This window comes from Clostridium ganghwense (assembly GCF_026735165.1).
Lineage (GTDB): Bacteria > Bacillota > Clostridia > Clostridiales > Clostridiaceae > Clostridium_H > Clostridium_H ganghwense.
Genome location: NZ_JAPQES010000009.1, coordinates 14,576 through 28,126, shown reverse-complemented (window position 1 = coordinate 28,126; position 13,551 = coordinate 14,576). Strand labels below are relative to the sequence as shown.

Below are 13,551 nucleotides of genomic sequence, written 5' to 3'. Positions count from 1 at the left end.
GCTAGTAAGACCCCTGGAAGACTACCAGGTTGATAGGTTGGAGGTGTAAGTGCAGTAATGCATTCAGCTGACCAATACTAATAGGTCGAGGGCTTGATCAATAATTAAATTCACTGTGCAATTTTGAAAGAATAATTCAAACATTCTTTTGAAATTGTCAACAACAAATTATCAACCAGCAAATTGTATCCGGTGATTATGGCTTGAAGGTAACACCCGTTCCCATACCGAACACGAAGGTTAAGCTTCAAAGCGCCGATGGTACTGCACTGGAGACGGTGTGGAAGAGTAGGTCGTCGCCGGGTAAAAATGGATCTTTAGCTCAGCTGGTTAGAGCAACCGGCTCATAACCGGTAGGTCCGGGGTTCGAGTCCCTGAAGGTCCACCATATGGGGGTATAGCTCAGTTGGGAGAGCACCTGCCTTGCACGCAGGGGGTCAAGAGTTCGAATCTCTTTATCTCCACCATGAAAACAGTCTTATAAAAGGCTGTTTTTTTATTTTTTGATAATTTGAAATAATATATATAGTATAATATTATTTGAGAATCAAAAGAAAGGAATGATTAATATAAAATGGCTCTATATAGAATAAAACAATTTTATTGGGCTATAACTTCTGAAATAAATCTTCAAGATAGAGAATTTTTAAAACAATACCTTAATAAAAATGAATTACTATTATTTTATAAATTAGTTGTTTATGATCAAAAACATTCTATAAAAACTGCACAAGATGTAAAAGAAATTTGCTTTAAAAATAATATATGTAATGATAACTTAATTAAAGCAGCTTTATTACATGATGTTGGAAAAATAATCAATGGATTAAATTTATTTGAAAAATCAATTATTGTTATATTGGATAAAGTATTTAAAGATAAAATTAGAAAGTATGAAAATTTAAAACTAGTTGATAGTTATTATAATCATGGAGAAAAAGGATATCATATTTTAAAGGAACATGGCTATGATGAAAGATTTTTGTATTTAGTAAAAAATCATCACAATAATGATATAATAGGAGATAAAGAACTAAATATATTAAAACAATGTGATAGCAATAATTAATATAATTTTAAAATACATATATAGGTGGTGATAGAGTGGGGGCAAAAGAAAGAAGACAGTATATTGAAAATTTATTAATAAATTCTGAAACTCCTAAGAAAGGGCAGGATATCGCTGAAAAGCTTCATGTAACGAGGCAAGTTATAGTTAAAGATATAGCTATATTAAGAGCACAGGGATTAAATATAATTGCTACTCCAGAAGGATATTTGATGCCTAAAGTAGAAGAAAAGAATATATGTAAAATTTTACCTTTATCTCATAATAGAGAAGATATAGGAGATGAATTAGAGTGTATTGTTAAGTATGGAGGAATAGTAAAAGATGTAATTGTTGAACATCCCTTATATGGTGAAATTAAAGCAATGCTTATGATAAAGACCTTATATGATATTCAAAGTTTTGTAAAGAAAGTAAAGGAATATAATGCCAAACCACTTTTAGCACTTACAAGGGGTATACATTTGCATACTATAGAAGTGGATGAAGAAGAAAATATGAATAAAATAATAAAAGAGTTAAAAGACAAAGGATACCTTATTGAAGAGTATTAAGTTTAAGTATGAAATAATAAAAACTATAAGTCAAATGAAATTTTCATAAAAGATAATTAAAGGATGGATAAATGTATGGATATAAAAGAACAAGTTGCTCTTTTAAAATGTACTGACTATGATGTAGAACTTATAGAAAAAACAATTAGGCAAGGCTTTAAATTATTGGGAGGGGATGCTTTTTTAAGAGATTTAATACCAAAAGGTAGTAAAGTACTTTTAAAACCTAATATGCTGAGTATAGAGGGAAAAGAATCCCCTGTAATTACAAATTATAGAGTATTTGAAGCTGTAATTAGGATAATAAAGGATTACTCTAATAATATAATTTTTGGGGATTCCCCTGGCTTTGGAGACTCAACAAAGGCTGCAGAAAAATCAGGACTTATGGAAGTTGCGAGAAAATATGGAGTGAAATTTGATGGATTTAAGGAAGGTATTCATGTAAAGCTTGATGATTCTATTCTTTGTAAGTCATGGAATGTAGCAAAGGCAGCATATGAAGCAGATGTAGTTATAACTTTACCTAAGCTTAAAACTCATGCTATGGCTTATTTTACGGCAGCAGTAAAAAATCAATTTGGATGTATACCAGGAACACAAAAGGCTACTTGGCATACTAGAATGCCCAATGCTAATAATTTTTGTAAGATGTTATTAGATTTAAATACTTTAGTACACACAGATTTTGCTATATTAGATGGTATTATTGCAATGGAAGGTAATGGTCCTAAAAATGGCAGTTCTAAAAAAATGAATACAATTGTGATGGGCAAAAGTGTTACAGCAGTAGATTCCGTTGCTGCAAGACTTATTGGATATGATAATCCATTAGATACTCCTGTTTTAAAGGAAGCTTATGATAATAAGTGGGGTGCTGTTCTTCCAGAAGAAATAGAAGTGTTAGGAGAGTCTATAGAAAATATGAAAGCAGATGATTTTAAGCTTTGTAGAAAAGGTGGAAATTTTTATTTCATAAGTCCAGCTGTTACTAATTTTTTAAGAGGAATGATAGCTCCAAATCCAAGTTTAATAGTAGATAAATGTATTAGTTGTTCAAGATGCAGAGAAGTTTGTCCAGAAACCCCAAAAGTGATAACAATGATAAATAAAAATAATAAATTAATACCTAAATGGGATATGAGTAGATGTATAAGATGTTTTTGCTGCCAGGAATTATGTCCTGTAGGAGCTATAGATACAAAGTATTCCACTTTAGGGAAAATACTAAGAATGGATAAGAGGTGAAGTGATGAAAAAAAGAAGTTTCATTGGAACTGCAATTTTTATTTTAGTTTTGGTAGCAGTATTTTTAAATCAAATTGTTAATTTTATAATAAATGTTAAGTGGTTTAGTGAAGTTGGTTATTTATCCATATACTTTACAAAAATAACTGCTACTTTAAAATTAATGATACCGATTTTCATAATTTGTTTTGCTGCTATATGGTTTTATTATAAGAGCATTAAAAAAAGTATTATTAGGTGGAAGACGGTAGTAGAGGTAGATTCATTAAAAGAAAAAAGAGAGCGAAAAACATTAATAGTATTAGATACGTTAATATCATTGTTTATATCTTTTTCTTTTGCATCAACTTATTGGTATAGAATATTACAATTTACTAATGCAACTACATTTAATGTTAAAGATCCTATTTTCAATAAAGATATATCATTTTTTATATTTAAGTTGCCGTTAATTCAATCAATTTATGAGGCTGTTATATCGCTTTTGATATTTTTAGTAGTAATAACAGTCTTTATGTATTTTGCTATGAATGCAAAAGATAGACTTACTTTAGGTAGACAAGGAGATAAGAGATTTTCTAAAATTACTGATTTTAAAAGTGGGATTACTAAGTTTGCAGGAAAACAGTTAGCTGTTGTTGGAGCACTAGTTTTACTTTGTATATCTCTTGGATATTCAATTAAAGCCTGGAACTTAGTTTATTCTCCAAGAGGAGTTGTTTTTGGAGCTAGTTATACAGATACGTATGTTACACTTAGATTCTATAAAATAATAGTAGTTGTTGCCTTAATTTCTGCTGTTGTAGTATTTGTAAGTGTTTTGAAATCTAAAGTTAAGCCAATAATAATATCTGTAGTATTAATTGCTGTATTAATAGTTTCAGAAGGGATAGTTTCAGGATTATGGCAGAATTTCGTTGTAAAATCAAATGAAAAAAGATTGGAAACTCCTTTTATAGAGAATAATATTAAGTATACAAAACAAGCTTTTGATATTGATGGTATTGAGCAAAAATCATATCCATTAAAAAATAACTTAACCAAACAATCTATACAAGAAAATAGAGCTACTGTTGATAATATCAAAATAAATTCTGTTGCTCCAGCTTTAGAATTTTATAATCAAGTTGAAAGTAAGAAAAATTACTATGAATTTAATGATATGGATATAGACAGATATAGTATTAATGGTAAGTACACTCAAGTATTTATATCACCAAGAGAAGTGGATTATCAGAAGCTTAAGGATAAAGCTAATACATGGCAAAGTAAGCATTTAATTTATACTCATGGATATGGAGTAGTAATGAGTAAGGTTAACTCTGTTACAAGTGAAGGTAAGCCAGATTTTATAATAAAAGACATGCCTATTAAAAATACTTCTGGTATAAAAATTGATAATCCAAGAATTTATTTTGGAGAAAAAACAAACGAGTATGCTGTTGTAAATACTAATTTAAAAGAATTGGATTATGCAAAAGAAACTGGAGAGAATGCTGGTAGTAATTACGATGGTAAAGCGGGAATAAAAATGAATCTTTTAAATAGAATATTACTCTCTATAAATAAAAGAGACATGAATTTCTTGTTATCAAGAGATATAACTAATGAGAGTAAAATTTTAATACACAGAAATGTACTAGAAAGAGTTAAAAAAATAGCACCATTTTTAATATATGATAGTGATCCATATGTAGTAGTTAATAATGGCAGATTATATTGGATAATAGATGCATACACAGCATCGGATAGATATCCTTTTTCAGAACCTATAAATGGTGTTAATTATATAAGAAATTCAGTAAAGGTAATAGTAGATGCTGTTGATGGTACTACAGATTTTTATATAATTGATAAAAGTGAGCCTGTTATTAATAGTTATTCTAAGATTTTCCCTAAACTTTTTAAAGATATTAAGGAGGTACCAGAAGGATTTAAGGAACATTTTAGATATCCAGAAGACTACTTTATTACTCAGTGTAAAGTTATGGAGAAATATCACGTTAACAATGCAGATTCTTTCTTTGGAAGCACAAATATATGGGATATAGCTAGAAATCAAAAGAAAGTTGAAGGACAAGATACCTTAAATGAAGCAGCATATGTTATTATGAAATTACCTGGTGAAGCGAATGAAGAAATGGTTCTAATTCAATACTTTAACCAGTATCAAAGAGAAAATATGATAGCTTTATTTGGTGCTAGAATGGATAAAGACAATTATGGTAAATTAGCTTTATATAAATTCCCGACAGGTACAGGAACAGTAAACAGTCCGATATTATTCAAACAGAAAATAAATCAAGATACTACAATATCTAAGGAGTTGTCTCTTTGGAATAAGGAAGGTTCACAAGTACAATTTGGAGATACTATGATTATTCCAATAGATAATTCATTATTGTATATTGAACCACTGTATTTAAGAGCTCAAGGAGAGAGAAGTATACCTGAAATGAAGAGAGTAGTAGTTTCTTATGGCGATAAAATGGTCTTAGCTCAAAATATTGAAGAGGCACTTAAGCAGTTATTTAATTATGAGGATAAAAAAGATACTGTAGATATTATTGAAGACGATAGTACTGTAAGTGAAAGTAGTGTTCTTATAAAAGAAGCTAAAGAATTATATAATAAAGCTTTAGAAGCACAAAAAAATGGTGATTGGGCTAAATATGGAGAATATATACAAAGCCTAGGAAAAAGATTAAATAGTTTAAAATAATAAAAAATTAATAAAAAACAAAGGAAGATATCTTCCTTTGTTTTTTATTATCTTTTATACAATATTTTCTAAAAAACAAAGGGAATAATAGAAATATGTCGAATATTTTATTGTACAGGATTTATAGAGGTGATAAAATTTATGGAAAACAAAAGCTGTATATGCATAAATACTGAAAAGCTTAGTGTTAAAAAATTTCCAGAAATTATTAGAAAATATATTTTAGAAGGCTTAGATGAAGAAGAAAAAATTGTGATTTTGACTGATACTATATACTACAAAGAATTAGAAAATATATTTGGAAATTTAGTTAAAAACATAAATTCAGACAATATATTAATAAAGATATATGATTCTAATAATATTAATTATGAATATTTTTTATCTATGTTAAAAGATTTGTCAGATATAAAAGGAAAATATAGAATTTTATGGTATCTAAAGAACATTATAGAGAAAATATATTTATTACAAGATTTAGATTATTATATAAAAAAAGTTCAAGAATATTGTCAGGATAAAGATATAAGAAATATTGTATACATAAATAATATAAAATGTGATATAAATATTTTAAATAGTTTTTGTAAAGAATTTGATAATCTAGTAGTTTGCGATAGAGGTAAAGAGCTTGTTTTTAATGGAAGTGATGAAGTTGAAAAAGCTACATATATTCTTCAATCATATGCAGAACTTAAAAATAAACTTATTGAAAATGAGAAGTTTAGAGCTGTAGGGGAACTGGCATCTGGTATTGCTCATGATATAAATAATATATTAACGCCTGTAATAGGTGCGGTTCAACTATTAAGGGATAAATATAGTCATGATAAAACTATATTAAAACAATTAAATATTATAGAAATGTGTGCATATGATGGTAGCAATATAACTAATAAAGTAAAAAAATTAACAAAGAGTTATAATCATACAGATGAAGTAGAGATATTCCATGTAAATGAAGCAATTATGGATGCAGTTGAGTTAACTCAAAATAAATGGTTAACACAAAGTATAGTAAATGGAGTGAAAATAAATGTAAGTACAAAATTAGAATCACAGGCTAAAGTTAAAGGATATTCTACAGAGCTTAGAGAAGTTTTTATAAATATAATAACTAATGCAATTGATGCGATGCCACAAGGAGGAAAGATAGAAATATTAAATAGGGATGTTGAAGATTATGTGGTCATAGAGATAAGAGATAATGGTATTGGTATGAACAAGGAAATACAAAAAAATATATTTGAACCATTTTTCACCACTAAGGGAGAAAGAGGATCTGGACTTGGACTTAGTATTTCATATAAAATAATACAATATTTTAAAGGCGTTATGGAAATTGAAAGTAAGGAGCATGTTGGAACATCCTTCAAAATAAACCTGCCTATTTGTAAAAATGACGAAAATATTAATTATAGAAATTATATTAATGAAGAAGAATATATTCATTTTTCAGGAAATGTTTTGGTGATAGATGATAATGAAAATATTAGAAATGTAGTTGCAGAGATGATTAAGTCTGTAGCTAAGTGTAAAGTTAAGAAAATCTATCTAGATAGCATTGATGAAATAGAAGAAGAATTAAAGAAAAGAGAATATAATATTATAATATCAGATTTTTCTATGCCAAATGTAAATGGTGTAGAAATATCAGAGAGAGTAAAAAAAATAAATAATGATGTTTATTTTTGCCTTATGACAGGATGGACTGGAGAGTTAAGTGAAGAAACTAAGGAAAATATTGACATTATTTTAAATAAACCTATAAATAGGAAAAAGATAAAAGAATTATTATTATTATATGAAAAGAGAAAATTTAATAAATAAATAAGGTATTTAGATTTAATCTAAATACCTTATTTTTATAAAAATCTGAATATATTTGTGCATTTATACAAAAAAAGCTTATAATATAATATGAGGAAAAACTTAATAATTAATTACCAATAATTATTAAAGTTAAGTGATTTATAAGGTAGTATAAGTTACATAGGAGGAATATTATGGATTATGACGTTCTTATATTAGGCGGGGGATTAATAGGTTGTGCTGTAGCTTATGAACTATCAAAGTACAGCTTGAATATTGCTCTTATAGAGAAGGATTATGATATAGTAGATGATGTTGCTTTAGTTAATTCAGCTATAATATATGATGGAGTACAGTGTGATAATAATATTATGTCAAAGCTAGAAGTTATGGGAAATGAAATAATAAATAATTTATCTTCAAAATTTAATATTCCATGTAAAAAGCAAGCATCTTTATTAATAGCTAAAAATGAAGAAGAAGAAAAAATACTAGAAGATATGTATAATAGGGCAATTAAAAGAGGGATTTCTAATATAGCTCTATTAGATGGAAAATATGCTTATGAATTAGAGCCTAATTTGAATGTTAAAGTAAATAAAGTTCTATATTCTCAAAACACAGGAGTAATTTGTCCATATGAAGTAGGTATAGCATATGGAGAAATAGCTTTTGATAATGGAGTAGCTTTCAAGCTTGAAGAAAAAGTAGAAGACATAAAGAAGATTAATAGGGGATATAAGGTTGAAACTAATAAAAATAAATTTACATGCAGAATGGTTATAAATACTACTCCTGAGGATTATAATATTGATGGATTTAAAGAAAATATATGTGAAAGAGTAGGGGAGATTAAGTATTTTATAATAGAGAAGAGCTTTAAAGGGCATTTTTCAAATATGGTTTTTAGTTATAATAAGGATGAAAGTATATACATGTGTCCTACTGTTCAAGGAAATTATATAGCTGCTATAAAGACTAAAGAAAATCTAAACTATGAAGAGGGTTATAAAAAAATAAATTCTTTAATTGATGGATTAAGACCTCAGGATATTAATTCTTTTTATGAAGAGCCTTTTTATGATGACACTATAGTAATAGATGATAGTTTAGTGCATAAGGGATATATAAAAGTTACTGGTAAAAATTATGCTGAAGTTACTATGACACCTTCAATCGGAAAAATAATTTGTGAAACTGTAGTAAGTAATTTGAACTGTAAATTAAAAAGTGACTTTAATGACAAGAGAAGAGAAATATATAAATTTAGTGAGTTATCAAATGAAGAAAGACAAAAGATTATTAGTTTAGATAAAAGATATGGCAAAATAGTCTGTACATGTAGTATGGTAACAGAAGGAGAAATAGTAGATGCAATAAGAAGACCTTTAGGGGCACGTACTGTTGAAGGAATAAGAAGAAGAACTGGGGCAGGTTCTGGAAGTTGCAGAGGTGCACATTGTATGAATAAGATAGTATCTATTTTAGCAAGGGAAACTAATAAAAATTTAACTGATATAGTTAAGGATTCTAAGAATTCAAAAATTCTATTAAATAGAATAAAAGAATTTGATGATATGTAAATTAGAGTTTAGATGGGGGCCGGTGTTATGAAAAATTCTAAAGAAATTTTCACGACTATTGTAAGAATAAAGGGGTCAGAACAGAAGGTAGTTCCTGTAAAAAGCAATAAACCGATTGATAAAAGTTTACTTATCGAATGTTCTAAAGCTTTAAGTAGAATACATATAGGGGCTCCAATAAAAATAGGAGATGTAATATGTAGGAATATATTAAATACAGGAGTAGATATAATTTGTGCCAAAAATATATTTTAGATAAAATAATTTATTGACAATTTCTAATATTATAATTATAATTAATTAAAAATTGATATTTAAACCTTTGAAGAGAAAAGTAACTTAATGGTTGGTTTAAGAGAGTCGATGGTTGGTGAAAATCGATACCAGTTATTTTGTGAATCCATCTCCGAGGGATTGTGATGAGCAATACGGCAAAAGTCGTTAAATTTACAAGTGGATTTATAGTAATATAAGTCAACTAGGGTGGCAACGCGGAGTCTTTTCGTCCCTATTTTAATAGGGGAGATAAGGCTTTTTTTTATTGAAAAAAATTCAAAATAAAATTAATTTTTATAGAAATAAGGAGGAAATACATATGTTAGATTTAAAAAGAATTAGAAATAATCCAGAAGAAATTAAAGAATTAATGAAAGGTAGAGGAGAAGATTTCGACTCAAAATCAATAGATGAGATTATAGCTCTTGATGAAAGAAGAAGAGAAATATTAGTTGAAGTTGAACAATTAAAAAGTAAAAGAAATAGTGAATCAAGTCAAATAGGAAAGCTTAAAAAAGAAGGAAAAGATGTAAGTGGTGTAATGGCTGAAATGAAGAAGCTTTCTGATCAGATAAAAGAGCATGATTCAGAACTTAGTGAAGTAGATGAAAAAATTAAATATATATTATTAAGAATACCTAATATTCCAAATCCAGCAGTTCCAGATGGAGAAACTGATGAAGATAATGTTGAAATAAGAAAATGGGGAGAACCAAGAAACTTTGAGTTTGAAGCAAAAGCACACTGGGATGTAGGAGTAGACTTAAATATACTTGATTTTGAAAGAGCTGGAAAGATTACAGGTTCAAGATTTACTGTATATAGAGGATTGGGAGCAAGACTTGAAAGAGCTGTTATAAATTATTTCTTAGATAAGCATACAATTGACCATGGTTATACAGAAATACTTCCACCATATATGGTAAATAGAGATAGTATGATAGGAACAGGTCAATTACCTAAATTTGAAGAAGATGCATTCAAAGTAGAAAATAATGGATATTTCTTAATACCAACAGCAGAAGTTCCTGTAACTAATCTTTATAAAAATGAAATATTCAGTGGAGATGAGCTTCCAGTAAAACATGCTGCATATAGTGCATGTTTTAGAGCAGAAGCTGGTTCAGCAGGAAGAGATACTAGAGGACTTGTACGTCAACACCAATTTAACAAAGTAGAGCTTGTTAAATTTGCTAAACCAGAACAATCTTATGAAGAGCTTGAAAAGTTAACTAATGATGCAGAAGAAGTATTAAAGGGGTTAGGTCTTCCATATAGAGTAGTTAGAATTTGTAAAGGTGATTTAGGATTCACAGCAGCACTTAAATATGATATAGAAGTTTGGATGCCAAGTTACAATAGATATGTTGAAATATCAAGCTGTAGTAATTTTGAAGATTTCCAAGCAAGACGTGCTAATATAAGATATAAAGAGAATGCAAAAGCTAAACCAGAATTTATTCACACATTAAATGGTTCAGGGGTAGCAATAGGAAGAACTGTAGCAGCCATACTTGAAAACTTCCAAAATGAAGATGGAACAGTAACAATTCCAGAAGCTTTAAGACCATACATGGCAGGAAAAACAGAAATAAAATAGTGCCTAGAAAAGGTATTTTTCAACCTGAATTATAGGAAGAAAAAATTTGAAAATTTAACATAAAAAATACAGAAAAAATATAGAAAAAAAAGTGGACATTGTGACGATAAATTGATATAATAATTATCGTCACAACATGGAGAGATGGTCGAGTTGGTTTAAGGCACCGGTCTTGAAAACCGGCGTGCGTGAGAGCGCACCTAGGGTTCGAATCCCTATCTCTCCGCCATTTAAAATTAATAATTTAAAAAATGTTGACAAATTTTAATTAACATGATAGAATGTTAAAGTAATTTATGGAGAGATGGTCGAGTTGGTTTAAGGCACCGGTCTTGAAAACCGGCGTGCGTGAGAGCGCACCTAGGGTTCGAATCCCTATCTCTCCGCCATTTAAAATTAAATAATTTTAAAAAAATGTTGACAGATTTAAGTTAACATGATAGAATGTTAAAGTAACTTATGGAGAGATGGTCGAGTTGGTTTAAGGCACCGGTCTTGAAAACCGGCGTACGTGAGAGCGTACCTAGGGTTCGAATCCCTATCTCTCCGCCATTTAAAATTATTATTTTAAAAGTAGGACATATGGAGAAATACTCAAGTGGCCGAAGAGGCGCCCCTGCTAAGGGCGTAGGTCGGGTAACCGGCGCGAGGGTTCAAATCCCTCTTTCTCCGCCATAACACTCAATGTATATTGAGTGTTTTTTAATGATGTCTAAGAGATGTCTAATCCTGGTTACATAGGAGTTATAGCGAGTTGGCCTAACCTGCAGTAATGGTTTACTATTGATTTTTTATAATTCCTATGTTAATATAGATTTATTGAAATTATAATATGCGTCGGTAGCTCAGTTGGATAGAGTAGCTGGCTACGAACCAGTTGGTCGGGAGTTCGAATCTTCTCCGACGCACCAGAAAAAACCCTGTAATCTTAATGATTACAGGGTTTTATTGTTATATACATTATTAAAATAGAGAATAATATTAATATATTTAATGCTACATATAATAAATAAGAAGGTGAATATATGAAAATAACAGTAATAGGTTATAGAGGTTCATTTCCAGGAAAAAATGAAGCTACATCTGGTTATTTAGTTCAAAGTGGTGATAAAAATCTACTAATAGATTGTGGCTCAGCAGTACTTTCACAGCTCTCTAATTATATAGATTTAAATATGATAGATGCTGTGATTTTATCACATTATCACGCAGATCATATTTCAGATATATATTGTTTACAATATCAGACAGCAGCTGCATATAAATTAGGGATGAGAAAAAAGCCCTTAGAGATATATGCACATAATTTAGATAAAAAATTCAATAATTTAACATATAAAAATTTTTGTATTGCACACCCAATAGATCCAGATGCTAAACTTAGTTTTGGAGATTTAAATATTGCATTCCAATGGATGAATCATGGTGCACCTTGTTTAGGTATGAGATTAGAAGAAAAGGGAAGAGTATTTGCATATAGTGCAGATACTGAATGGTGTGAGCGTGTTCTTGAAATATCACAAAATGCAGACATATTTTTGTGTGAATGTAGTCTATTCAATAGGCAAACAGGACAGCTAAAAGGACACCTATCAGCTGGGGAAGTTGGAAAAATTGCCGTAAATTCAAATGTAAAAAAATTAGTATTAACTCATTTACCTCAATATGGGGATCTCAATGAATTGGTTAAAGAAGCTAAAGAACAATTTAGTGGAGAAGTAATTAAAGCTAGAGTAGGATTGGTCTTAGAATTATAATCTAAGACCAATTTTTTCACCCATGCATACTTTTGTTTCAAAACCTGTATTGGTTTGCTCTATTATATCGCTATCTATTTTAATTTTATCCTTCTCGAAAAATAAAATTGTTGTTGAACCACCAAATTTAAAATACCCTTTTTCGTCGCCTTTTTTAACTTTTTTACAAGGTGCATAAGTTTGTATTATTGAACCTACACAAGTGGCTCCAACATCTACAAATATCACATCACCAAAGTTCTCAGAGTGAAAAATACTGTATTCTCGTTTATTCTCACAGAATAATTTAGGAATTTTTTCTAAAGCTATAGGATTTACAGAGTAATAACTTCCATTTATTTTTATAGTTTCATCACAGATACCATTATCTATAAAATGAAATCTATGATAATCTGTTGGACAAAGCCTTAAAATAATACAAGAACCTTTTGAATATTTTTCAGCTAATTCTAAGTTTTGTAGTAAATCTGTTAGCTTATATGTGAAGCCTTTTACTTGTATTAATTTATTAATATCTATATTTTCATATGCTAGAACTCTTCCATCTCCAGGAGAGATAAGTACGCTTTTATCATAGTTTATAGGTCTAGCTTCTGTTACAAGCTCTCTTGTAAAAAAATCATTAAAGCATTTATAGTTAGATTTTAATTTTTTAAATTCTTTTTCATCTATATCAAAATTATCTATGAATTTTTGGATTTTTCCTTTACTGAATCCTGTATCACAATACCATCCATAATATTTGGAAAAGAATTTTTTCTTTATCAAAAGCTCTAAAAGCTTCATACCTATTGGAGAAGAATATGTCCATTTTAAATATTTATCTCCTGCTACTTTTTCAATTTCATAGCTATTTGCTTCTCTATTAAAGTATTTAATCATATTACAACCTCACATAAATTAGATTTTATTAAGTATATTTTATTTTAA

10 protein-coding genes, 7 tRNA genes, 2 rRNA genes and 1 other annotated feature are annotated in these 13,551 nt (G+C 29.0%); of the genes, 18 read left to right on the top strand and 1 reads right to left on the bottom strand.

Annotated elements, in window-relative coordinates:
- The 18 genes from OXH55_RS19205 to OXH55_RS19120 form a co-directional block, all read left to right on the top strand.
- A 23S ribosomal RNA gene (locus tag OXH55_RS19205) occupies positions 1 to 101 on the top strand; the annotation flags it as partial.
- Between the two features lie 87 nt (positions 102 to 188).
- Positions 189 to 305: ribosomal RNA gene (gene rrf, locus OXH55_RS19200) — 5S ribosomal RNA — on the top strand.
- Positions 306 to 311: 6 nt separating this feature from the next.
- Positions 312 to 388: transfer RNA gene (locus OXH55_RS19195), tRNA-Ile, on the top strand.
- 3 nt (positions 389 to 391) lie between these two features.
- Positions 392 to 467, top strand: a tRNA-Ala gene (locus OXH55_RS19190).
- Positions 468 to 574: 107 nt separating this feature from the next.
- On the top strand, positions 575 to 1,069 hold the full coding sequence (locus OXH55_RS19185) for an HD domain-containing protein (RefSeq protein ID WP_268051767.1): 495 nt from the start codon (positions 575 to 577) through the stop codon (positions 1,067 to 1,069).
- A gap of 35 nt (positions 1,070 to 1,104) precedes the next feature.
- Positions 1,105 to 1,623 carry a transcription repressor NadR gene (locus OXH55_RS19180; RefSeq protein ID WP_268051765.1) on the top strand — a complete coding sequence of 173 codons (519 nt, stop codon included), beginning with the start codon at positions 1,105 to 1,107 and terminating at the stop codon, positions 1,621 to 1,623.
- Between the two features lie 75 nt (positions 1,624 to 1,698).
- Complete coding sequence (locus tag OXH55_RS19175; RefSeq protein WP_268051764.1) at positions 1,699 to 2,871, top strand: DUF362 domain-containing protein; 1,173 nt, start codon at positions 1,699 to 1,701, stop codon at positions 2,869 to 2,871.
- Positions 2,872 to 2,875: 4 nt separating this feature from the next.
- Entirely contained in the window at positions 2,876 to 5,593 is a 2,718-nt protein-coding gene (locus OXH55_RS19170) for a UPF0182 family protein (protein ID WP_268051763.1), read from the top strand.
- Between the two features lie 141 nt (positions 5,594 to 5,734).
- On the top strand, positions 5,735 to 7,423 hold the full coding sequence (locus OXH55_RS19165) for an ATP-binding response regulator (RefSeq protein ID WP_268051761.1): 1,689 nt from the start codon (positions 5,735 to 5,737) through the stop codon (positions 7,421 to 7,423).
- Positions 7,424 to 7,599: 176 nt separating this feature from the next.
- Positions 7,600 to 8,988 (top strand): NAD(P)/FAD-dependent oxidoreductase, encoded by a 1,389-nt coding sequence (locus OXH55_RS19160; protein WP_268051760.1) that lies wholly within the window; start codon positions 7,600 to 7,602, stop codon positions 8,986 to 8,988.
- Between the two features lie 27 nt (positions 8,989 to 9,015).
- Entirely contained in the window at positions 9,016 to 9,243 is a 228-nt protein-coding gene (locus OXH55_RS19155; RefSeq protein WP_268051759.1) for a DUF1667 domain-containing protein, read from the top strand.
- Between the two features lie 58 nt (positions 9,244 to 9,301).
- Positions 9,302 to 9,501: a binding site (T-box leader), on the top strand.
- 82 nt (positions 9,502 to 9,583) lie between these two features.
- Positions 9,584 to 10,864: a serine--tRNA ligase gene (gene serS, locus OXH55_RS19150; RefSeq protein ID WP_268051757.1), complete on the top strand. Its 1,281-nt coding sequence runs from the start codon at positions 9,584 to 9,586 to the stop codon at positions 10,862 to 10,864.
- Between the two features lie 138 nt (positions 10,865 to 11,002).
- Positions 11,003 to 11,093: transfer RNA gene (locus OXH55_RS19145), tRNA-Ser, on the top strand.
- Positions 11,094 to 11,162: 69 nt separating this feature from the next.
- A tRNA-Ser gene (locus tag OXH55_RS19140) sits at positions 11,163 to 11,253 on the top strand.
- Positions 11,254 to 11,325: 72 nt separating this feature from the next.
- A tRNA-Ser gene (locus OXH55_RS19135) sits at positions 11,326 to 11,416 on the top strand.
- Between the two features lie 32 nt (positions 11,417 to 11,448).
- A tRNA-Ser gene (locus OXH55_RS19130) sits at positions 11,449 to 11,539 on the top strand.
- Between the two features lie 159 nt (positions 11,540 to 11,698).
- Positions 11,699 to 11,775 (top strand) — tRNA-Arg (locus tag OXH55_RS19125).
- Positions 11,776 to 11,889: 114 nt separating this feature from the next.
- Positions 11,890 to 12,621, top strand: a complete 732-nt coding sequence (locus tag OXH55_RS19120) for an MBL fold metallo-hydrolase (protein ID WP_268051756.1) — start codon at positions 11,890 to 11,892, stop codon at positions 12,619 to 12,621.
- On the opposite strand, the gene OXH55_RS19115 is transcribed toward OXH55_RS19120, so the two are convergent.
- Positions 12,616 to 13,503 (bottom strand): phosphatidylserine decarboxylase, encoded by an 888-nt coding sequence (locus OXH55_RS19115; protein ID WP_268051755.1) that lies wholly within the window; start codon positions 13,501 to 13,503, stop codon positions 12,616 to 12,618. The genes OXH55_RS19120 and OXH55_RS19115 overlap by 6 nt on opposite strands.
- Between the last annotated feature and the right edge of the window lie 48 nt (positions 13,504 to 13,551).

Excerpts from the sequence above, each read along its gene's own strand:
- OXH55_RS19185 (WP_268051767.1), top strand. The coding sequence starts at position 575 with ATGGCTCTATATAGAATAAAACAATTTTATTGGGCTATAACTTCTGAA.
- OXH55_RS19175 (WP_268051764.1), top strand. The coding sequence starts at position 1,699 with ATGGATATAAAAGAACAAGTTGCTCTTTTAAAATGTACTGACTATGAT.
- OXH55_RS19170 (WP_268051763.1), top strand. The coding sequence starts at position 2,876 with ATGAAAAAAAGAAGTTTCATTGGAACTGCAATTTTTATTTTAGTTTTG.
- OXH55_RS19165 (WP_268051761.1), top strand. The coding sequence starts at position 5,735 with ATGGAAAACAAAAGCTGTATATGCATAAATACTGAAAAGCTTAGTGTT.
- OXH55_RS19160 (WP_268051760.1), top strand. The coding sequence starts at position 7,600 with ATGGATTATGACGTTCTTATATTAGGCGGGGGATTAATAGGTTGTGCT.
- OXH55_RS19155 (WP_268051759.1), top strand. The coding sequence starts at position 9,016 with ATGAAAAATTCTAAAGAAATTTTCACGACTATTGTAAGAATAAAGGGG.
- serS (WP_268051757.1), top strand. The coding sequence starts at position 9,584 with ATGTTAGATTTAAAAAGAATTAGAAATAATCCAGAAGAAATTAAAGAA.
- OXH55_RS19120 (WP_268051756.1), top strand. The coding sequence starts at position 11,890 with ATGAAAATAACAGTAATAGGTTATAGAGGTTCATTTCCAGGAAAAAAT.
- OXH55_RS19115 (WP_268051755.1), bottom strand. The coding sequence starts at position 13,503 with ATGATTAAATACTTTAATAGAGAAGCAAATAGCTATGAAATTGAAAAA.